Consider the following 21,396-nt stretch of genomic DNA (forward strand, 5'->3'; position numbering starts at 1 on the left):
TATGCTCACTCAGTTGCGCGAAATAGTAGAAAAGGTGGCGGGCGCGCCGCGTCTTACCGACGCGCTCGACATTCTGGTCAACGAGATCTGCCTGGCGATGGACACAGAAGTGTGCTCCGTCTACCTGGCGGATCACGATCATCATTGCTATTACCTGATGGCCACGCGAGGTCTGAAAAAGCCGCGTGGGCGCACCGTTACGCTGGCGTTCGACGAGGGTATCGTCGGGCTGGTAGGACGGCTCGCCGAACCGATTAACCTTGCCGACGCGCAAAGCCATCCCAGCTTCAAATATATCCCTGCCGTAAAAGAGGAGCGCTATCGCTCTTTTCTGGGCGTGCCGATCATCAGCCGCCGCCAGCTGCTGGGCGTGCTGGTGGTGCAGCAGCGCGAACATCGCCAGTTCGACGAAAGCGAAGAGTCTTTCCTGGTGACGCTGGCGACGCAGATGGCCGCCTTGCTGTCGCAGTCGCAGCTCGGTCAGCTCTTCGGCCAGTTCCGCCAGACGCGCGTGCGCGCCATCGCAGCCGCCCCTGGCGTTGCCGTTGCGCCGGGCTGGGTCGATGAAACGCAGCCGCTGCTGGATCAGGTCTCCGCCGCCTCTACCCTGGACGTGCAGCGCGAGCGCGAACGTCTGGTGCTGGCGATGAGCGAAGCCGCCAGCGAATTTCGCCGCTTTAGCAAACGTTTCGCCGCGGGCGTGCAAAAAGAGAGCGCGGCGATCTTCGATCTCTACTCCCACCTGTTAACCGACGCCAGGCTGAAAAAGGATCTGTTCGATGAGATCGAGCAAGGATCCGTGGCCGAATGGGCGGTTAAAAAGGTCATCGAGAAATTCGCCGCCCAGTTCGCCAGCCTGAGCGACAGCTATCTGCGCGAACGCGCGGGCGACCTGCGCGTGCTGGGGCAGCGCCTGCTGTTTCACCTTGATGACTCGCTGGTCGGCACCAACGCCTGGCCGGAGCGTTTTGTGCTGGTGGCCGACGAGCTTACCGCCACCACCCTGGCTGAGCTGCCGCACGAGCGGCTGGCGGGCATCGTAGTGCGTGACGGCGCGGCGAACTCGCACGCCGCCATCCTGACGCGCGCCATGGGCATTCCCACGGTGATGGGCGCGGATATTCTGCCTGCGCAGCTTAATAAGCGTCTGCTGATTGTCGACGGCTACCGCGGCGAACTGCTTATCGACCCGGAACCGGTGCTGGTCCAGGAGTATCAGCGCCTGATCAGCGAAGAGAACGCGCTGAGTAAGATGGCGGAAGGCGTGGTCGATCAGCCGGGCGAGCTGAAAAGCGGCGAGCGCATTCAGGTGATGCTCAACGCCGGTCTCAGCCCGGAACATGAGCAGACCCTCGACAGCTGGGTGGATGGCATCGGTCTCTACCGCACGGAAATTCCCTTTATGCTGCAAAGCGGCTTTCCGTCCGAAGAGGAGCAGGTCGCGCAGTATCAGGGCATGCTACAGCTGTTTCATAACAAGCCGGTCACGCTGCGCACCCTCGACGTGGGGGCTGACAAGCAGCTGCCCTATATGCCGATCAGCGAAGAGAATCCCTGTCTCGGCTGGCGCGGCATCCGCCTGACGCTGGATCAGCCGGAAATCTTTCTGGTGCAGGTGCGCGCCATGCTGCGCGCCAACGCCGCCTCCGGCAACCTGAGCATTCTGCTGCCGATGATCAGCCATATCGACGAAATCGACGATGCGGTGCAGTTGATCCAGCGCGCCGGACGCGAAGTGGAAGAGATGCTGGGCTACGCCATTCCCCGACCGCGCGTCGGCGTGATGATCGAAGTGCCGTCGATGCTGTTTATGATCCCTCAGCTGCAATCACGCGTCGATTTCGTCTCGGTTGGCACCAACGATCTCACCCAGTATCTGATGGCGGTGGATCGCAACAACACGCGCGTGGCCAACCTCTACGATCCGCTGCATCCCGCGATGCTGCGGGCGCTACAGGCGATTGCCAGCGCAGCCCGTCTGGCGAATCTTGAACTCTGCCTGTGTGGTGAAATGGCGGGCGATCCGATGTGCGTCGCGCTGCTGGTGGGGCTGGGCTATCACCATCTCAGCATGAACGGCAAGAACGTGCCGCGCGTGAAATATCTGCTGCGCCATCTGGATAAAGAAGAGACGCAAAAACTCAGCGAGCAGGGACTGAATGCGCACACCGCGTCAGAGGTGCGTCATCTGGTCGCCGCCTTTATGGAGCGGCGCGGACTGGGCGGCCTGATCCGCGGCGGGCGCTAAAGGTTATTCTCGTTTACATTTACGCTTCTCTGTAAAAAACCAGGCTGTGCTATGATGCGCAGCCTTTAACATATCCGCCTGGCGCCCGCTTTTTTTTCAGGGCTGAAAAATGAATGGTGAATGATGAATAACGGCTATATCGCATTTCCGCAGTTCGATCCGGTGATCTTCTCCATCGGACCGGTTTCGCTGCACTGGTACGGACTGATGTACCTCGTCGGCTTTGTTTTTGCCATGTGGCTGGCGGTACGCCGCGCCAACAAACCGGGCAGCGGCTGGAAAAAAGAGGAGGTTGAAAACCTGCTCTATGCCGGTTTCCTCGGCGTGTTCCTTGGTGGCCGCATCGGCTACGTGCTGTTTTACAACCTGCCGCTGTTTCTGGAAAACCCGCTCTACCTGTTTAAAGTCTGGGATGGCGGCATGTCGTTCCACGGCGGTCTGATCGGCGTTATCGTGGTCATGCTGATTTTCGCACGCCGCACGAAGCGGACTTTCTTCCAGGTGTCAGACTTTATCGCGCCGCTGATCCCCTTTGGTCTGGGAGCCGGTCGCCTCGGCAACTTTATCAACGGCGAGCTGTGGGGCCGCGTCGCGCCTGACTTCAAATTCGCGATGCTGTTTCCGGGGTCGCGCAGCGAAGATGTGGCGCTGGCGGCGAATAATCCCCAGTATCAGCAGCTGCTGAACACGTACGGCGTACTGCCGCGTCATCCGTCGCAGCTCTATGAGCTGATGCTGGAAGGCGTGGTGCTGTTTATTATTCTGAATCTGTTTATTCGCAAGCCGCGTCCGATGGGCAGCGTTTCCGGCCTGTTCCTGATCGGCTACGGCGCGTTTCGCATCATCGTAGAATTTTTCCGCCAGCCAGACGCCCAGCTTGGCCTGTTTGAAGGCGGCGTCAGTATGGGGCAGATCCTCTCCATTCCGATGATTCTGGCCGGCGTAATTATGATGATCTGGGCGTATCGTCGTCGCCCGCAGCCACACACGAGAGAGGTAAAATGAAACAGTATCTGGACCTGATGCAACATGTGCTGAACGAAGGCACGCCAAAATCTGACCGTACCGGCACCGGCACGCTGTCGATCTTTGGCCACCAGATGCGTTTCAATCTGCAAGACGGTTTTCCGCTGGTGACCACCAAAAAAGTGCACCTGCGCTCTATTATTCACGAGCTGCTGTGGTTCCTGAAAGGTGAAACCAATACTGGCTACCTGAAAGAGAACAACGTCACCATCTGGGACGAATGGGCGGATGAAAACGGCGATCTCGGCCCGGTCTACGGTAAGCAGTGGCGTAGCTGGAGAAGCGCGCGCGGCGAAGAGATCGACCAGATTGCGAAGGTCATGGAACAGCTGAAGCGCGACCCCGACTCACGCCGGATTATCGTCTCGGCGTGGAACGTGGGCGAACTGGATGAGATGGCGCTGGCGCCCTGTCACGCCTTCTTTCAGTTCTACGTGGCGGACGGCAAGCTCTCCTGCCAGCTTTATCAGCGCTCGTGCGACATCTTCCTGGGCCTGCCGTTTAATATCGCCAGCTATGCGCTGCTGGTTCATATGATGGCGCAGCAGTGCGATTTGCAGGTCGGCGACTTCGTCTGGACCGGCGGCGATACCCACCTCTACAGCAACCATCTGGAGCAGGCGCGCTTACAACTGACGCGCGAGCCGCGCCCGCTGCCGAAGCTGGTGATTAAGCGCAAGCCTGACTCGCTCTTCGACTATCGCTTCGAAGATTTTGAGATCGAGGGCTACGATCCCCATCCGGCTATCAAGGCGCCGGTCGCCGTCTGACCCGCACCTGTGATAGCAAAAGCCCCGGCGCAGCTCTGCTCGCCGGGGCTTTTTTATGCGCTATCTCGCACGGTTTTGCGCTGCGCGGCAACGCCGGCGTCTTTGCTGGAAGCCAGCGCGTAATACCCGACAATAGCGGTCGCGGCGCGGCGCGTCAGGCGGCACAGTGTCGCTATGAACAGGGAAAACCATCACGGCTTTACGCTGCCGGAGTTGCTGTGCGTACTGGTTATCGTCGCCGTTCTCAGCCTCAGCGCGCTGCAAGGGTGGCAGCGCTGGCAGCAGCGACAACAGCTGCGCGAAACGGCCCAGCAGCTACACGGCTTTTTACAGCGGCTGCGCGCCCAGGCCAACTGGCAAAATCAGCAGCGCCTGCTCTGGCTGATGCCGGGCGATCGCTGGTGTCTGGGCAGCGGTCCAAAACCTGACGCGGGCTGTGAGCGCGGCAAGCGAATGCAGTTTGTCGCGCCTTATCCCGGCGTGCGCGTTGTCGGGCTGCGCGGCGAGCCGGGCTTCTATGGCCGCCGCAATATGGCGAAGGCGGGGAGCCTGGCGTTCGGCAACGCCAGCGGCACGCTGCGGCTCATTATCTCCGCGCGCGGCCGTATTCGACTCTGCCAGCCGGAGGAGCAGGGATGCGACTGAAAAGCGCCGGGTTCAGCCTGCTGGAGATGCTGGCGGCGATGGCGCTGAGCGCCGTGCTGATGCTGAGCGCGGGCCGTTTTTTACCGCTGCTGCTGGGCGAAAGTCTGCGCCTGCAACAGCGCGTGCAGCTGCGAGAGGAGCTACAGCAGCTGATGCAGACGCTGGAAAAAGCGGTGCGCCGCGCGGGGTACTGCAACGGCGACTGCGGCGCGAAAGGACTCAGCGTTTTTACTGACTGTGTGCTGCTGCGCTGGGATGACAACAGCAACGGCAAGTGGGAAGGCGTCGCGCACAGTGAAAGCGACTATTACGGTTTTCGCCTGCGGCAAAAGCAGCTGGAAACCCAGCGCGGCGTCGACAGCTGTACGGGAACCGGCTGGGAGCGCCTGACCGATCCGGCGTTTGTCGCCATCGAACAGTTTCGCGTCGAACAGAGCGGCAAACGGGTAATGCTGCGCCTGACGGGGCGAGCCGGACGCTGGCTGGAAACCGCGGAGAGCTGGGTTGAAGGAGAAAACCTGTGAACGAACGGGGTAACAGCGCGCTGGGCGTGGTGCTGGTTGTGCTGTTGACGGGCAGCCTGACGCTGCACGCCAGCCGGGAGAGGCTGGCGCAGAGCCTGTCGCTGGTGGCCGATGAGCGTCATCACATCAGGGATTTCTGGGCGGCGCAGTCGGCGCTGCAATGGGGTCTGGCGCTCAGCTGGCCGGAAGCGCTGACGCCGCGCTGTCAGCAGGAGCCGCAGCAGGGCTGGCGAAGTTGTCTACAGAGGGTGAATGATGAACGGCTATTACTTAGCGGGCGCGCCGCGCAGAGCGATCTGGCGCTGTGGCGCTGGGTGGCAATCAGAGGCAGGCGGCTTGAACCCCTGCCGCACGGCTGGATCGACTACTGCCCGCTGGCGCAGGCGAACCGGTGTCGGTAAGCAGCGCGGCTTTAGCCTGCCGGAGGCGCTGTTCGCCCTGCTGCTGCTGGCGATGAGCGTCAGCACGCTGCTCCGGTATCATCATGTTCTGATGCAGGGGTTTAGCCAGCAGTGGCAGCAGCGCGCTGCCGTTCGCGTTGCGGCGCAGCGCCTGATGGGCCATGAGATCGAGGGCTGGCGCGTCTCGCTGACGCGAAGCGCCGCTGTCGCAGGCTGTACGCTGGAGCGCGTCGAGGTCAGCGGCGCGTTTCAGGCGCACGCGACGCTGACCCGTTTACGCTGCTGAGAGGCAAAAGAGCCGGCGCACGCTGGGCAACCCCGGCGATACGCGGTAGAGTGACCAGTCTGCCGCTTTGCCGCGCCAGACAGTGTCACCACAGGAGTTTCCATGTTTCACGTTTATCACTCAAACCAGCTCGATGTTCTGAAGATTCTCGCGGCAGCGGTGATAGAACATGACCCCCTCAGCGACCCCTTTGCTGCCGAAACCATACTGGTGCAGAGTCCCGGTATGGCGCAGTGGCTGCAAATGGAACTGGCGCAAACTTTTGGCATCGCCGCCAATATTGAATTTCCGCTACCGGCCTCGTTTATCTGGGATATGTTTGTGCGCGTGCTGCCGGATATTCCCGCCGAGAGCGCGTTTACCAAATCCAGCATGAGCTGGAAGCTGATGCACCGCCTGCCTGAACTGCTGACGCATGAGGCGTTTACCTCGCTGCGCCACTACCTGCATGACGATAGCGACAAGCGCAAACTGTTTCAGCTCTGCTCTCGCGTGGCGGATCTCTTTGACCAGTATCTGGTGTATCGCGCCGACTGGCTAAATCGCTGGGAGCAGGGGGGGCTGGTTGAGGGCTTAGGCGATGCGCAGCTGTGGCAGTCTGCCCTGTGGCGCGATCTGGTGGCCTATACCGAGGCGCTGGGCCAGCCGAAATGGCATCGCGCTAATCTCTACGCACGCTTTATCCAGACGCTGGAGCAGGCGGAACAGCCGCCCGCCAGCCTGCCGAAGCGCGTCTTTATCTGCGGCATTTCCGCGCTGCCGCCGGTCTATTTGCAGGCGCTTCAGGCGCTGGGCCGTCATATCGATATTCATCTGCTGTTCACCAATCCCTGCCGCGATTACTGGGGGGATATTCAGGATTACGCCTTTCTGGCGAAACTTCAGAGCCGCCAGCGCCGTCGCCACGACAGCGAAGAGGCGCGCGCGCTCTTCAGCGATCCGCTTGAGGCGCCCACGCGCTTCAACGCCGAGGGAGAACAGCAGCTCAGCAATCCTCTGCTGGCCTCCTGGGGGAAACTGGGCCGCGACAACCTGTTTTTGCTGAGCCAGATGGATGAGGCGGATGATGTCGACGCCTTTGTCGAGGTCGAAGAGGACAACCTGCTGCACGCCATGCAGCACGACCTGCTGAATCTACAGGATAAGGCGGTGCTGGGGTTGAACGCGGAAGAGCTGGCCTACAGCGGCAACAAGCGACGGCTCGATCCTGACGATCGCTCTGTCAGCGTGCAGATCTGCCACAGCGCCCAGCGCGAAGTGGAGGTGCTACAGGATCATCTGCTGGCGATGATGGAGGCGGATCCCTCGCTCAAGCCGCGCGATTTTATCGTGATGGTGGCTGACATCGACAGCTACGCCCCCTTTATTCAGGCGGTGTTTGCCAACGCGCCCGCCGATCGCTATCTGCCGTTCTCTATTTCCGATCGTCGCGCCAGCCAGGCGCATCCGGCGATCTTCGCTTTCCTGAGCCTGCTGGCGCTGCCTGACAGCCGCTTTGCCGCGGAAGACGTGCTGGCGCTGCTGGAGGTGCCGGCGCTGGCGAGCCGTTTCTCGGTGGATGAGAGTGGGCTGCGTCTGCTGCGGCGCTGGGTAGACGAGTCAGGCGTGCGCTGGGGGCTGGACGACGGCAGCGCCGAAGCGCTGGCGCTGCCGGTCACGGGTCAGCACACCTGGCGCTTTGGGCTGGAGCGTATGCTGCTGGGCTACGCCATGGAGAGCCATCACGGCGACTGGCAGGGCATCCTGCCCTACGACGAATCAGGCGGTCTGGTCGGCGAGCTGGCGGGGCATCTGGCGCAGCTGCTGATGCGGCTAAACCACTGGCGTCTGCAACTCAGCGAGTCGCGGCCGCTGGAGGCCTGGCTGCCGCTCTGCCGCGAAATGATTAACGACTTTTTCCACGGCGACGCCGAAGCGGAAGCCGCGCTGCTGCTGGTGGAAGAGCAGTGGAAGCAGCTGATTGAATATGGTCAGGCGGCGCGTTATCAGGCCCCCATTCCGGTGACGCTGCTGCGCGACGACCTGCGCGCGCGGCTCGATCAGCAGCGTATCAGCCAGCGTTTTCTCGCCGGACAAATCAATTTTTGTACGCTGATGCCGATGCGTTCTATCCCTTTCCGCGTGGTCTGCCTGCTGGGCATGAACGACGGCGTCTATCCGCGTACGCTGCCCGCGCCGGGCTTCGACCTGATGCAGCAGCAGGCGCGCAAAGGCGATCGCAGCCGACGCGATGACGACCGCTATCTGTTTCTGGAGGCGCTGCTGTCCGCGCAGGATCGCCTCTATATCAGCTATATTGGCCGCGCCATTCAGGATAATACGGAACGCTATCCCTCTGTGCTGGTCACAGAGCTGCTGGATTATATCGGGCAGAGTTTTTGTCTGCCCGGCGATGAAGAGCAGGAGCTGGATACGAGCGCGCAGCGCGTGCAGCAGCATATTCAGCATCTGCACAGCCGTATGCCGTTCGCCGCCGAAAACTTTCAGCCGCTGGCGCGCTGCCACAGCTTCGCGCGCGAATGGCTGCCTGCCGCGCAGGGCAAGGGCGAGGCGCAGCCCGACTTCGTTCAGCCGCTGCCGACCGCAGAGCTGGAGAGCGTCTCCTGCGAACAGTTCCTGCGCTTCTGGCGTCATCCGGTGCGCGCCTGGTTTCACCAGCGGCTTGGGGTGACCTTCTGGCTGGAAGAGACAGAGCTGTCTGACAACGAGCCTTTCGCTCTCGACAGCCTGGAGCGCTATCAGATCAACGCCGAACTGTTGAATGCGCTGGTTGAAGGAGAGGATACCCAGCGGCTTTTCGCGCTGCACCGGGCAGCCGGTAATCTGCCCTACGGCGCGTTTGGCGAGCTTTTCTGGCAGGCGCAGCAGGAAGAGATGCAGGAGGTCGCGGCGGCGGTGGTTGAACAGCGCAGCGAGGGCGAAAGCTGGGAGGTCACTCTGCCGCTCGACGGCGTCGTGCTTACCGGCTGGCTGACGCAGGTGCAAAGCGATGGCCTGCTCCGCTGGCGTCCTGGCGTTCTCAATATGAACGACGGACTGCTGCTGTGGCTGGAACATCTCATCTACTGCGCGCTGGGCGGCAGCGGCGAAAGCCGCATGATGGGCCGGGAAAACAGCCGCTGGCGATTTGCGGCGCTGGCGCAGCAGGAGGCTGAGGCGATGCTGACGCGCTATATGCAGGGCTATAAAGAGGGCATGTCGCGTCCGCTTATGTTGCTGAACAAGAGCGGCGGCGCCTGGCTGACGGCCAGCTACGACAAGAAAACACAGCAGCTGCTGCTGGATGAGAGCACCCAGGTTAAGGCGCGCAATCGTCTGTTGCAGGCCTGGACCGGCGGGTATCAGCAGGAAGGCGAGGGGGGCGATCCCTACCTGCAACGTCTGTGCCGCGTATTAAACGAAGAGCAACTCGCTGAGATTACCGAGGCCGCGCAGCGCTGGTATTTACCGGTATTGCAGGCCCACCAGGATGATGAATAGCAGGCCGTTTAACGGAATCTGACACGTTAGCGGCACATAACAAGGTTACGTCAGTTGGCACGATTTTCGGCTGCGCCTGCCCGGCAGCGCGGCTTCAAGGGTACAGGGTAACAGAAGGGGTTTACATGCGTAGATACGCTCGCTGGATAGCGGCGCTGATGTTGAGCCTGACGGCCTGCGGCGCGCTGGCACAGGCGACGACGGGCTGGGAGCCGGTCAACGAGACCATTCGCAAGAGTGAAAAAGATCCACGCCAGTATCAGGCGATCAGGCTGACCAACGGTCTGACCGTGCTGCTGGTCTCCGATGCCGAGGCGCCCAAATCGCTGGCGGGCTTAACCCTGCCGATCGGATCGCTGGACGATCCGGATCGGCAGCCTGGGCTGGCGCACTTTCTTGAGCATATGGTGTTAATGGGATCGGCGCGCTACCCGCAGCCGGATAATCTGGCGGAGTTTCTGAAAAAGCATGGCGGCAGCCACAACGCCAGCACCGCCTCCTGGCGCACCGCGTTCTACCTGGAGGTGGAAAACGACGCGCTGGAACCGGCGGTGGATCGTATGGCCGACGCGCTGGCCGCGCCGCTGCTCGATCCGGTTAACGCCGATCGCGAACGTAACGCCGTCAACGCCGAGCTGACCATGGCGCGCTCGCGCGACGGGCTGCGTATGGCGCAGGTTGGCGCAGAGACGCTTAATCCGGCCCATCCCGGCTCGCGTTTCTCCGGCGGCAACCTTGATACTCTTAAAGATAAGCCGGGCAGCAAACTGCTGGACGCGCTGGCGACCTTCTACCAGACCCACTACTCCGCTAACCTGATGAAGGCGGTGATCTACAGCAATAAACCGCTGCCGGAGATGGCGGAGATCGCCGCCCGCACCTTTGGCCGCATCGCTAATCATGATGCCACGGTGCCGGCCATCGATGTCCCTGTGGTGACCGACGCTCAGCAGGGCATTATTATTCACTACGTCCCGGCGCAGCCGCGCAAGCAGCTGAAGATTGAGTTCCGCATCGCCAATAACAGCGATCGCTTCCGCAGCAAAACCGATACCCTGATTGGCTATCTGATCGGCAACCGCAGCAAAAACACGCTGGCCGACTGGCTGCAAAAGCAGGGGCTGGCCGATGGCGTCAGCGCCGGCGCCGATCCGATGAGCGAGCGCAGCAGCGGGGTATTCGCGATTACCGCCTCGCTGACCGATAAGGGGCTGGCGCAGCGCGATCGTGTTGTGGCGGCGATTTTTAGCTACCTCACCATGCTGCGCGAACAGGGCATCGACAAGCGCTATTTTGATGAGGTTTCTCACGTGCTGGCGCTGGATTTCCGCTATCCCTCGCTGACGCGCGATATGGATTACATTGAATGGCTGGCGGACACCATGCTGCGCGTGCCGGTCGAGCACACGCTGGACGCGCCCTACCTGGCTGACGACTACGATGCGGCGGCCATCAAGGCGCGCCTCGACGAGATGACGCCCCAGCATGCGCGCATCTGGTACATCAGCCCGCAGGAGCCGCACAACAAAGAAGCCTACTTTGTTAACGCTCCCTATCAGGTCGATCGCATCAGCGAGAAGACGTTTGCCGACTGGCGGCAGCTTGCCAGCCAGATCCAGCTGTCGATGCCGCTGCTGAACCCCTATATCCCCGATGACTTCACCCTGATACCGGATGACGGCAAACGCTATTCCCATCCGGTTGCGCTGCCCGGCGCGGAGGGCGATATGCCGGTGTACTGGATGCCCAGTCGTTACTACGCCAGCGAACCTAAAGCCACGATTATGCTGGCGCTGCGCAATCAGCATGCTATCAGCGACGCGCGCCAGCAGGTGCTGTTTGGTCTGAACGACTATCTCTCCAGCCTGGCGCTGGATGAGCTGAACTCGCAGGCCTCGGTAGGCGGCATCAGCTTCTCCACCAGCGAAAATGACGGTCTGGTATTCAGCGCCAGCGGCTTCACTCAGCGCTTGCCGACGCTGCTGAAAAAGCTGGTAGAAGGCTATGCGTCCTTCCAGCCTGACGCGCAGCAGCTGGAGCAGGCGAAATCCTGGTATCTGGATCAGCTGGACGCGGCGGACAAGGGCAAGGCATTTGAGCTGGCGATTCAGCCGATGCAGATGCTGTCGCAGCTGCCCTATACGCAGCGGGAAACGCGCCGTGCGCTGGTAAAAGAGATTCGTCTCGACGAGGTTATCGCCTATCGCGACAATCTGATCCATCATGCGACGCCTGAAATGCTGGCGGTAGGGAATCTCAGCGCCGGCAGCGTCGCGCAGCTGGGGCGCGAGCTGAAACAGCAGATGCAGCCCCAGGGCACGCGTCTCTGGCGCAACAGCTACGTCTCCTTTGCGACGCCGCTGAAGGTCAATCTGCAAAAAGCGGGCAGCAGCAGCGATTCGGCGCTGGCGGCGCTCTATGTGCCGCTGGGCTACAGCGAGTATCAGAGCATGGCGAACAGCTCTCTGCTGAGCCAGATTGTGCAGCCCTGGTTCTACAACCAGCTGCGCACCGAAGAACAGCTGGGCTATGCCGTGTTCGCTTTCCAGATGCCGATTGGCCGACAGTGGGGCATCGGCTTCCTGCTGCAAAGCAACAGCAAGCAGCCTGCTTACCTGTTGCAGCGCTATCAGGCATTTTATCCGCAGGCGGAAAAGCGGCTGCGCGCGATGCCGCAGAGCGACTTCGCCCAGTATCAGCAGGCGATGATCAATCAGCTTAAGCAGCGGCCACAGACCCTTGATGAAGAAGCGTCGCGCTTTAGCCGTGATTTTGACCGCCAGAACTACGCGTTCGATACGCGGCAGAAAGTGATTGAGCAGATCCAGCAGCTGACGCCGGACTCGCTGGCGAACTTTTTCCATCAGGCCGTGATGCAAAAAGAGGGCATGGCGATGACCTCGCAGATTGCGGGCAACGGAGCGGGCAACATCGAGTTTGCGCAGCTGCCGGGCTGGAAAACCTGGAATGAGGTCGCGAAACTGCAACAGTCGCTACCGGTTAAGAGTGAGACACAATGAGTTACCCTGAGTCGCTGAATCCTCTGACGCTGCCGCTGCGCGGCGAGCGTCTGATTGAGGCGTCGGCGGGAACCGGCAAAACCTTTACCATCGGCGTGCTCTATCTGCGCCTGCTGCTGGGGCTGGGCGAGGAAAACGCCTACAGCCGGCCGCTGTCGGTTGAAGAAATTCTGGTGGTGACCTTTACCGAGGCCGCCACCGCCGAGCTGCGCGGACGCATCCGGGAAAACATCCACGAGCTGCGGCTCGCCTGCGTGCGCGGCGCCAGCAGCAATCCCGTGCTGGCGCAGCTGCTGGGGCAGATCGCCGATCTCGCGCAGGCCGCTGCGCTGCTGCTGGCGGCCGAGCGTCAGATGGATGAGGCGGCGATTTTTACTATTCACGGCTTCTGTCAGCGTATGCTCAACCTTAACGCCTTTGAATCCGGCATGCTGTTTGAGCAGGAGCTGATTGAAGATGAGGCGGCGCTGTTTAAACAGGCGACGGCGGACTTCTGGCGACGTCACTGCTATCCGCTAACGCTGGATGTGGCGCGCGCCATTATCGCCGAGTGGAACGGCCCGGAGAGTCTGCTGACCACGCTGCGCCCCTGGCTACAGGGGGAATCGCCGCAGCTGAAGCGCCCGCCCGCCGAGGATGAAACCCTGGCGACGCGTCATGCCGCGAATCTGGCGCGCATTGCGGCGATGAAGCAGCAGTGGCAGGCGGTCAGTGAGGAAGTTGAGGGCATCGTCAGTCAGTCGGGCGTTGATAAGCGCAGCTACAGCAGCAAATACCTGCCGCTCTGGGTGGCGAAGATCACCCAGTGGGCCAACAGCGACACGGTGGATTACCTCTTTCCCAAAGAGCTGGAGCGTTTTGCCCAGCGCGTGCTGGTGGAGAAAACCAAAAAGGGCGAGCCGCCGCGGCATCCGCTGTTTCAGGAGATCGACACCTTTCTCGCCGAGCCGCTGTCGCTGCGTGATTTGGTGATTGCCCGCGCGCTGGTCGAAGTGCGCGATGCGGTGCGTAAAGAGAAACGACTGCGGGCCTTGCTGGGATTTGACGATCTGCTCAGCCGTCTCGACGAGGCGCTACAGCAGCCGGGGGGCGCGCTGCTGGCGGAGACCATCCGCAGCCGTTTCCCGGTGGCGCTGATCGATGAGTTTCAGGATACCGATCCGCAGCAGTACCGCATATTCCGCACGCTTTACCTGAATCAGCCTGAGCTGGCGCTGCTGCTGATCGGCGACCCCAAACAGGCTATCTATGCTTTCCGCGGCGCGGATATTTTCACCTATCTGCGCGCGCGCAGCGAGGTCAGCGCCCATTATACGCTGGACACCAACTGGCGATCGTCGCCGGGCATGGTGCAGAGCGTCAATCGCCTTTTCGCCCGCATGCCGTCGCCGTTTCTCTTCTCGGCAATCCCGTTTTTGCCGGTCAATCCCGCCGCGCCCAACCAGCAGCTGCGTCTGCTGAAGGATAATCAGCCGCAGGCGGCGCTGCGCTTCTGGCTACAGCCCGGCGACGGCGTCGGCGTCAGCGATTATCAGCAGTTTATGGCCCAGCAGTGCGCCGCCGACATCAGCCGCTGGCTGGTCGCCGGTCAGCAGGGTCGCGCGCTGCTGGGCAAAGGGGAAGATTTGCGGCCAGTGCAGGCCTCCGACATCACCGTGCTGGTGCGCAGCCGCAACGAAGCGGGGCTGGTTCGGGATGCGCTAAACGGCCTGTCTATCCCGTCGGTTTACCTCTCCAACCGCGACAGCGTCTACACCACGCCCGAAGCGCGCGAGCTGTTGTGGCTGCTACAGGCGGTACAGGCTCCGGAGCAGGAGCGATTGCTGCGCAGCGCGCTGGCGACCTCTATTTTCGCCATTGATGCCGCCTCGCTGGATCGCCTGAGTCAGAACGAACGGGAATGGGATGCGCTGGTCGAGCAGTTCGCGGGCTGGCAGCAGCTATGGCATCAGCGCGGCGTGTTGCCGATGCTGCGCGACGTGATGAATCAGCGACAGCTGGCGGAGAATATGCTGGCCTCGGAGAACGGCGAGCGCAGGCTGACCGATTTAATGCACCTTGGCGAACTGTTGCAGGAAGCCTCGACGCAGCTCGACAGCCCCCATGCGCTGGTGCGCTATCTGGCGCAGCAAATTGCCCGGCCAAACAGCCAGTCGGCGGATCAGCAGCTGCGTCTTGAGAGCGATCGCCATCTGGTGCAGATCGTCACCATCCATAAATCCAAAGGGCTACAGTATCCGCTGGTATGGCTGCCTTTCGTGGCGGGTTTCCGCGAGGCGGCCAGCGCCCTGTATCACGACCGCGAAAGCTTTGCGACGCTGCTCGACGTGCAGGGGGATGAGCAGAGCATGGAGCTGGCCGAGCAGGAGCGGCTGGCCGAGGATTTGCGTCTGCTCTACGTCGCCTTAACGCGCTCGGTGTTTCATTGCAGCGTGGGCATCGCTCCGCTGTTCAAAGGCGCGCGCAAAAAAGAGGGCGACAGCGATCTGCATAAAAGCGCGCTGGGCTATCTGGTGCAGCAGGGCGAGAGCGGTAATGCCGACCAGCTGCGCGCCAGTCTGGCGACGCTGGCGGATGCGGATACCGACATCGTCACCGAGGCGCTGATCCCCGGCGAGAACTGGCGCGAGCAGGCGCAGCCCGATGATGCGCTCAGCAGCCGTCAGGTAACGCGCGACCTGCGCGACGCCTGGCGAGTGACCAGCTATTCCGGCCTCCAGCAGCACAGCAGTTCGCCGCTGCTGGAGGCGATGCCCGCTTTTGACATCGACGCGGCCGGGGAAGAGGGCGGCGAAGCCGAACAGGCGCTGACGCCGCATCACTTCCCGCGCGGCGCCGCGCCGGGCACCTTTCTGCACAGCCTGTTTGAATCCATCGATTTTACGCGTCCGCCAGACAGCGCCCTGCTGGAGACGCAGCTGGAACAGAACGGCTATCCCGGCCACTGGCTGCCGGTGCTGGAGGCGTGGATCGCGCGCGTGCTGCATACGCCGCTGAATCGCGACGGCCTGACGCTGGGCGCGCTGCAAAATCGCGACCGTCTGGTGGAGATGGCGTTTTATCTGCCGCTGGAGCAAATGCTCAGCGCCTCGACGCTGGACGGGCTGATGCGTCGCCACGACGAGCTGTCGGCGCGCGCGCCGCGTCTTGAGTTCCAGCAAGTGCAGGGGATGCTGAAGGGGTTTATCGATCTGGTGTTTCGCTGGAACGGCCAATATTATCTGCTGGATTATAAATCTAACTGGTTAGGCGACAGCGAAGCGGCCTATACGCCCGAAGCGATGGCGCAGGCGATGGTGGATCACCGTTACGATCTGCAATATCAGCTCTATACGCTGGCCCTGCATCGCTATCTGCAACATCGTCTGCCTGGTTATGATTACTCGCGCCATTTTGGCGGCGTGTTTTATCTGTTTTTACGCGGCGTTGACGGCAGTTCGCCGGAAAATGGTATTTTTACCGCGCGTCCTTCGGCTGAGTTTATCGCCGGCCTGGACGCGCTGTTTCGACGCCCGGAAGAGGAGGAAGTATGACGGAGATGGTGTCACTGCTCGATCAGGCGGTAGAAAAACGTCTGCTGCGGCCGCTCGACCTGCAATTCGCCCGACTGCTGGCCGATGCCTCGCAGCCCGCATGGCTGCTGGCGGCGGCCTGCGTCAGCGCTGAAGCGGGCGACGGCCATGTGTGCCTGCCGCTGGCGCACCTGAACGCGGAGACGCTGTTTGCCGGACGCCATCCTGAACTGGCGCAGGCGCTGTGGCGCGCCGCGGGCGCGCCGTCGTGCTGGAAAACCGCATTGTCAGGCTGGCCGGCGCTGAGCGACGGGGCCATCGCCACGCCGCTGGTGCTCAATCACGAGCGGCTCTATCTGCATCGTCTGTGGCAAAGCGAAGGGCAGGTGGCGCGCTTTTTCACGCTCCAGGCCGATCTGGCTGATATGGACGTGGCTGAGGCGCAGCGCGTGCTGAGCGCGCTGTTCGGCGATCGCCCGGATGACTGGCAGAAAATCGCGGCTGCCGTGGCGCTGACGCGTAAAACCGCCGTTATCTCCGGCGGACCGGGAACCGGCAAAACCACCACCGTGGCGAAGCTGCTGGCTGCGATGATCCGTCTCAGCCGCAACAGCCTGCGCATCCAGCTGGCTGCGCCGACCGGTAAAGCGGCGGCGCGTCTGACGGAGTCCCTGGGACAGGCGCTTCAGGCGCTGTCGGTCAGCGACGAAGAGCGGGCGCGTTTTCCCAGCGAGGCCACCACGCTGCATCGTCTGTTAGGCGCGCAGCCCGACACGCAGCGGCTGCGCTACCACGCCGCGAACCGGCTGCATCTCGACGTGCTGGTGGTGGATGAGGCATCGATGGTGGATCTGTCGATGATGGCGAAGCTGATCGCGGCGCTGCCGGAGCACGCGCGCGTCATTTTTCTCGGCGATCGCGATCAGCTGGCGTCGGTGGAGGCGGGCGCGGTGCTGGGCGATATTTGCCGCTGCGCCGAAACCGGCTACAGCCTGGCGCGCGCGCAGCAGCTGGTGGCGCTGACGCAGTGCGCGCTTGATGGCGCAGATGACGCGCACGCGCCTCACGTACGCGACAGCATCTGTCTGCTGCGTAAAAGCTACCGTTTTGATGCGAAGTCCGGGATCGGCCAGCTGGCGAGGGCGGTTAACCTCGGCGATCCGCGCGAGGTCGAGTCCGTTATCAATGCCGCTTTTGAAGACATCGATTTTCAGGCGTTGCAGAGTGGCCAGGCCTATCAGGCGATGCTTGACGCGGTGGCCGAAGGCTATCGACCCTATCTGAAGCTGGTGCAGTCGCGCGCGCCGGTTGAAGAGATCCTGCTGGCGTTCAGTCGTTATCAGCTGCTCTGCGCGCTGCGCGACGGGCCGTTTGGCGTGCAGGGGCTGAATCAGCGTATTGAGCAGCGGCTGGTGCAGCTACAGCGCATCCGGCGTCCGGCTGTGGGCAGCCGCTGGTATGCCGGACGACCGGTGATGGTGACGCGTAACGACAGCGCGCTGGGGCTGTTTAACGGCGACATCGGCATTACCCTGCGCGACGCCGGGAATCAGCTGAAGGTGTTTTTCCCGCTGCCGGACGGTTCGGTAAAGGCCGTGCAGCCGAGCCGCCTGCCGCCGCATGATACCGCCTGGGCAATGACGGTGCATAAATCTCAGGGATCGGAGTTTGAGCACACGGCGCTGGTGCTGCCTGCTCAGTTTTCGCCGGTGCTGACGCGCGAGCTGGTCTATACCGCCATTACCCGCGCGCGCAGTCGGCTCACGCTGTATAGCGAACCGGCGGTTTTCCAGCGCGCGGTGCAGCTGCAAACCCAGCGCCGCAGCGGGCTGGTGGAAAGGCTGAGTCTGGCTGGCTAATCGGTTTCAGCCGCAAACGGCTCGGTAGATAACAGCGCGGGCCAACAGGGGCTGTGGAACAAAGCGCCCCGTAGCAGGGGCAAAACGTCGGAGCGTTTTTGAACAGCGCACAGGCTGGTTTCTTTACAGGCGCACCTCAGGGATGAGGTGCGTATACTGTGCGGGATGCCTTGAGCGGCTTTGTGCAACGGCGCTGGCTGCCTGTGCCTGCCCGGTTATGTGGCCTGGATTGGTTTAGATCAGGTCAGGTCTGCCATCAGTACCTTAGAGCGGCGCTGATAGTTGTACATCTGCTTTTTGCTCTCCGGCAACGACTCAATATCCACCGGCGTAAATCCGCGCTCCTGGAACCAGTGGATGCTGCGCGTCGTCAGCACAAACAGCTTCTCCAGCCCCATCTGACGAGCCTGAAGCGCCACGCGCTGAAGCAGCAGTTCGCCGCGCGACGAGCTGCGATAGTCAGGGTGAACCGCCACGCAGGCCATCTCACCGATTTTCTCATCCATAAAGGGATAGAGCGCGGCGCAGGCGATGGTCAGGTTATCGCGAATGATAATGGTGAACTTGTCGATCTCCATCTCCAGCTGCTCGCGCGAGCGACGAACCAGAATGCCCTGCTGCTCCAGCGGGCGGATCAGCTCCAGAATGCCGCCAATATCATTAATGGTGGCGCGGCGAATCTGTTCGCTCGACTCCATAACGATCTGCGTGCCGATACCGTCGCGTGAGAAAAGCTCCTGCAACAGCGCGCCATCTTCCTGATAGCTGATGAGATGGCTGCGGCGCACGCCGCTGCGGCACGCTTTTACCGCGCCGCGCAGAAAGCGCACGGTGCCGGAAAGGTAGTCGCCGTCGCTCTCCATCTCGTCGATGCGCGCCTGCGCGTCGTTGGGAAACAGTTCGGAAATAATGGTGCCGTCGCGGCGGGTCACGCCCTGTTCCGAGCAGAAGCCGATCATTTTTTCCGCTTTCAGCTTAATCGCCAGCTGGGTCGCGACCTCTTCCGACGTCAGGTTAAAACTCTCGCCGGTGACGGAAACCGCCACCGGGCCGAGCAGCACGATGGCGTTGTTATCCAGCTGCCGGTGGATCGCCTCTTCGTCAATACGACGGATGCGTCCGCTGTGGCAGTAATCGACGCCGTCATCCACCCCCAGCGGCTGGGCGATAATAAAGTTGCCGCTCACGACGTTGATATGCGCGCCCTGTAGCGGCGTGTTATTCAGACTCATTGAGAGGCGCGCCGTGATGTCGAGCTGCAAGCGGCCTGCCGCCTGCTTTACCAGCTCCAGCGACTGCGCGTCGGTGACGCGGGTGTACTTATGGTATACCGGCTCCAGCTGATGCTCAGCCAGGCTGGCGTCAATCTGCGGACGCGCGCCGTATACCACCACCAGGCGAATACCGAGGCTGTGCAGCAGACCGATATCGTTGACGATGCTGGAGAAGTTCTCGTGCTCGATAGCCTCGCCGCCCAGCATGATGACAAAGGTCTTATCCCGATGGGCGTTGATATAGGGAACGGTATGGCGAAACCCCTGAACCAGCTCAGTACTACGTTCCTTCACGGCAAACCCTCAATGAATGATTATTCGTAATTTATGTATTTTTATTCTTTTAGAGCGGCTTTTGCAAGGGCTAAACCTGACGTAAATTTACGTTTTTTCGGATGCGAAACGCGCTAAGAGACTGCATTATTTAGCTTTTCCAGGATGACTTCGCCAAAAGGATGGGCTAAAGTTTTCACCGCCTTTTATTGATATGGCGTTTTTTTAGACAGAACAGAGTTGCTGGAGCGGCATGTCAGAATCAGATCCTCTTTTTTCCCGTCGGCGGTTGTTACAAGGTACAGGCGCGCTGCTGCTGTTGAGCGTGAGCCGCGCAGGCCTGGCGGCAAAAAATCATATCGTGGCGGTACGCATCTGGCCCTCATCGACCTATTCGCGCATGACGCTGGAGTCCAGCGTGCCGCTGCACTATAAGCAGTTCGCGCTCAGCCACCCGGATCGGCTGGTGATCGATATACAAAATATGCACCTGAATCCGGTGCTAAAGGGCGTGGATAAACTGGTTCGCGTCGACGATCCCTTTATCAAAAACGCGCGGGTAGGGCAGTTCGACGCCACGACCGTGCGCATCGTGCTGGAACTGAAGCGCAACGTCGCGCCTAAAACCTTTACGCTGGCCCCGGTGGCGGGTATTAAACATCGGCTGGTGGTGGATCTCTATCCCAGTCAGGACCGCACCGAAGACGATCCGCTGCTGGCGCTGCTCAAAGACTATAACCAGGGCGAGCTGGAGCGCAATGAACCGGCGAGCGCGCCGCTGCCCGGCAAAGCGGGACGCGACAGGCCGATTATTATCATGATCGACCCCGGTCACGGCGGCGAAGATCCCGGCGCGCACGGTAAACACAAAACGCGTGAGAAAGACATCGTGCTGAAGATTGGCCGACGTCTCAGGGCGTTGATCGAAAAAGAGCCGAATATGAAGGCCTATATGACGCGCAACGAGGATGTATTTATTCCGCTGCGCGTGCGGGTGGCGAAAGCGCGCAAACAGCGCGCCGATCTTTTTGTCTCTATACACGCCGATGCCTTTACCAGCCGCAGCGCGCGCGGCTCTTCCGTGTTTGCGCTGTCAACCAAAGGAGCCACCTCGGCGGCCGCGCGTTTCCTGGCGCAAACGCAGAATGAATCCGACCTGATTGGCGGCGTCAGCATGAGCGGCGATCGCTACCTCGACCATGCCATGTTCGATATGGTGCAGCGCCAGACCATTCACGACAGCCTGAAGTTCGGTAAAGAAGTGCTGCAACGCATGGGGCGCATTAACCATTTGCATAAGCGCACCGTCGATCAGGCCGGTTTCGCTGTGCTGAAAGCGCCGGACATTCCGTCGATTCTGGTGGAGACTGCCTTTATCAGTAACGTGGAGGAGGAGCGTAAGCTACGCACCAGCCGCTATCAGCAGCAGGTTGCCGAGGCGATTTTTCACGGTATCAAAGCTTATTTCGACAAGGGCGGCGCGCTGGCGCGACGCTGAGGCAGAGGGATGGCGCAGGCTGTCCCGCTTTTACCAGGGACAAAAACAAAAAAACACCCTTTCAGGTGTTTAAATGATTGGTTGCGGGGGCCGGATTTGAACCGACGACCTTCGGGTTATGAGCCCGACGAGCTACCAGGCTGCTCCACCCCGCGTCCGTCTTGCGCTTTGCGACTTTTCACTGTGCTCTTCATGAAAGAAGAGTTGGTTGCGGGAGCCGGATTTGAACCGACGACCTTCGGGTTATGAGCCCGACGAGCTACCAGGCTGCTCCATCCCGCGTCCGTAGTGCGCATTGCGACTTTTCACATTGTCTCTTCACTAAAGAAGAGTTGGTTGCGGGAGCCGGATTTGAACCGACGACCTTCGGGTTATGAGCCCGACGAGCTACCAGGCTGCTCCATCCCGCGTCCGTGGATGCGCACTATACCTTGCAACGCCGATGATGCAACCCCTTTTTACGGTAAAGCGCTAAATTGGTAACCATTTGCTGAATATTTTTCCCATCTGATTATTTTGCGCACAGCCGTGCGCAGAGAAGGGGCGGACGGATTTCAATCTGCCGGGCGCTTTGCTATCG

At 61.2% G+C, this 21,396-nt stretch carries 13 protein-coding genes and 3 tRNA genes; 12 read left to right on the forward strand and 4 right to left on the reverse strand.

From position 1 onward, the window contains the following. Position 1: 1 nt before the first annotated feature. From ptsP to recD, 11 genes are all read left to right on the forward strand, one after another. Positions 2-2,248, forward strand: a complete 2,247-nt coding sequence (gene ptsP, locus BBB56_RS02850; protein ID WP_123798620.1) for a phosphoenolpyruvate--protein phosphotransferase — start codon at positions 2-4, stop codon at positions 2,246-2,248. Positions 2,249-2,371: 123 nt separating this feature from the next. Beyond that, complete coding sequence (gene lgt, locus BBB56_RS02855) at positions 2,372-3,253, forward strand: prolipoprotein diacylglyceryl transferase (RefSeq protein ID WP_123799418.1); 882 nt, start codon at positions 2,372-2,374, stop codon at positions 3,251-3,253. Then, entirely contained in the window at positions 3,250-4,044 is a 795-nt protein-coding gene (gene thyA / locus BBB56_RS02860) for a thymidylate synthase (RefSeq protein WP_123798622.1), read from the forward strand. Before lgt ends, thyA begins: the two co-directional genes overlap by 4 nt. A 174-nt stretch (positions 4,045-4,218) precedes the next feature. Further along, positions 4,219-4,689: a prepilin peptidase-dependent protein gene (locus BBB56_RS02865; protein ID WP_123798624.1), complete on the forward strand. Its 471-nt coding sequence runs from the start codon at positions 4,219-4,221 to the stop codon at positions 4,687-4,689. Then, positions 4,680-5,213: a prepilin peptidase-dependent protein gene (locus BBB56_RS02870; protein WP_123798626.1), complete on the forward strand. Its 534-nt coding sequence runs from the start codon at positions 4,680-4,682 to the stop codon at positions 5,211-5,213. Before BBB56_RS02865 ends, BBB56_RS02870 begins: the two co-directional genes overlap by 10 nt. Then, positions 5,210-5,614: a DUF2509 family protein gene (locus tag BBB56_RS23690; protein WP_123798628.1), complete on the forward strand. Its 405-nt coding sequence runs from the start codon at positions 5,210-5,212 to the stop codon at positions 5,612-5,614. Before BBB56_RS02870 ends, BBB56_RS23690 begins: the two co-directional genes overlap by 4 nt. After that, entirely contained in the window at positions 5,550-5,900 is a 351-nt protein-coding gene (locus tag BBB56_RS02880) for a prepilin-type N-terminal cleavage/methylation domain-containing protein (RefSeq protein ID WP_233592979.1), read from the forward strand. Before BBB56_RS23690 ends, BBB56_RS02880 begins: the two co-directional genes overlap by 65 nt. Positions 5,901-6,002: 102 nt before the next feature. Next, positions 6,003-9,380 carry an exodeoxyribonuclease V subunit gamma gene (gene recC, locus BBB56_RS02885; RefSeq protein ID WP_123798630.1) on the forward strand — a complete coding sequence of 1,126 codons (3,378 nt, stop codon included), beginning with the start codon at positions 6,003-6,005 and terminating at the stop codon, positions 9,378-9,380. A gap of 125 nt (positions 9,381-9,505) precedes the next feature. Next, on the forward strand, positions 9,506-12,400 hold the full coding sequence (gene ptrA, locus BBB56_RS02890; protein WP_123798632.1) for a pitrilysin: 2,895 nt from the start codon (positions 9,506-9,508) through the stop codon (positions 12,398-12,400). Further along, entirely contained in the window at positions 12,397-15,933 is a 3,537-nt protein-coding gene (recB, locus tag BBB56_RS02895) for an exodeoxyribonuclease V subunit beta (RefSeq protein WP_123798634.1), read from the forward strand. Before ptrA ends, recB begins: the two co-directional genes overlap by 4 nt. Then, the gene (gene recD / locus BBB56_RS02900) at positions 15,930-17,771 is read left to right on the forward strand and encodes an exodeoxyribonuclease V subunit alpha (RefSeq protein WP_123798636.1); all 1,842 of its coding nucleotides are present in this window, start codon (positions 15,930-15,932) and stop codon (positions 17,769-17,771) included. The genes recB and recD overlap by 4 nt, the downstream gene beginning before the upstream one ends. A 239-nt stretch (positions 17,772-18,010) precedes the next feature. On the opposite strand, the gene argA is transcribed toward recD, so the two are convergent. Beyond that, positions 18,011-19,339 carry an amino-acid N-acetyltransferase gene (gene argA / locus BBB56_RS02905; RefSeq protein WP_123798638.1) on the reverse strand — a complete coding sequence of 443 codons (1,329 nt, stop codon included), beginning with the start codon at positions 19,337-19,339 and terminating at the stop codon, positions 18,011-18,013. Positions 19,340-19,571: 232 nt separating this feature from the next. Here argA and amiC point away from each other — a divergent pair, with 232 nt between their 5' ends. Then, positions 19,572-20,816, forward strand: coding sequence for an N-acetylmuramoyl-L-alanine amidase AmiC (gene amiC / locus BBB56_RS02910; RefSeq protein ID WP_123798639.1), 1,245 nt, complete (start codon positions 19,572-19,574; stop codon positions 20,814-20,816). 78 nt (positions 20,817-20,894) lie between these two features. Here the strand turns inward: amiC and BBB56_RS02915 are convergent. From BBB56_RS02915 to BBB56_RS02925, 3 genes are all read right to left on the reverse strand, one after another. Beyond that, a tRNA-Met gene (locus BBB56_RS02915) sits at positions 20,895-20,971 on the reverse strand. Between the two features lie 50 nt (positions 20,972-21,021). Then, positions 21,022-21,098, reverse strand: a tRNA-Met gene (locus tag BBB56_RS02920). A 51-nt stretch (positions 21,099-21,149) separates the two neighbouring features. Continuing rightward, positions 21,150-21,226 (reverse strand) — tRNA-Met (locus BBB56_RS02925). Positions 21,227-21,396 lie beyond the last annotated feature (170 nt).

The sequence above is a fragment of the Candidatus Pantoea deserta genome (assembly GCF_003813865.1).
Taxonomy (GTDB): domain Bacteria; phylum Pseudomonadota; class Gammaproteobacteria; order Enterobacterales; family Enterobacteriaceae; genus Pantoea; species Pantoea deserta.

Bases quoted from the DNA above. Each gene is read 5' to 3' on its own strand.
- ptsP (WP_123798620.1), top strand. From the start codon at position 2: ATGCTCACTCAGTTGCGCGAAATAGTAGAAAAGGTGGCGGGCGCGCCG.
- BBB56_RS02870 (WP_123798626.1), top strand. From the start codon at position 4,680: ATGCGACTGAAAAGCGCCGGGTTCAGCCTGCTGGAGATGCTGGCGGCG.
- BBB56_RS02865 (WP_123798624.1), top strand. From the start codon at position 4,219: ATGAACAGGGAAAACCATCACGGCTTTACGCTGCCGGAGTTGCTGTGC.
- recC (WP_123798630.1), top strand. From the start codon at position 6,003: ATGTTTCACGTTTATCACTCAAACCAGCTCGATGTTCTGAAGATTCTC.
- recB (WP_123798634.1), top strand. From the start codon at position 12,397: ATGAGTTACCCTGAGTCGCTGAATCCTCTGACGCTGCCGCTGCGCGGC.
- lgt (WP_123799418.1), top strand. From the start codon at position 2,372: ATGAATAACGGCTATATCGCATTTCCGCAGTTCGATCCGGTGATCTTC.
- ptrA (WP_123798632.1), top strand. From the start codon at position 9,506: ATGCGTAGATACGCTCGCTGGATAGCGGCGCTGATGTTGAGCCTGACG.
- amiC (WP_123798639.1), top strand. From the start codon at position 19,572: ATGTCAGAATCAGATCCTCTTTTTTCCCGTCGGCGGTTGTTACAAGGT.
- thyA (WP_123798622.1), top strand. From the start codon at position 3,250: ATGAAACAGTATCTGGACCTGATGCAACATGTGCTGAACGAAGGCACG.
- recD (WP_123798636.1), top strand. From the start codon at position 15,930: ATGACGGAGATGGTGTCACTGCTCGATCAGGCGGTAGAAAAACGTCTG.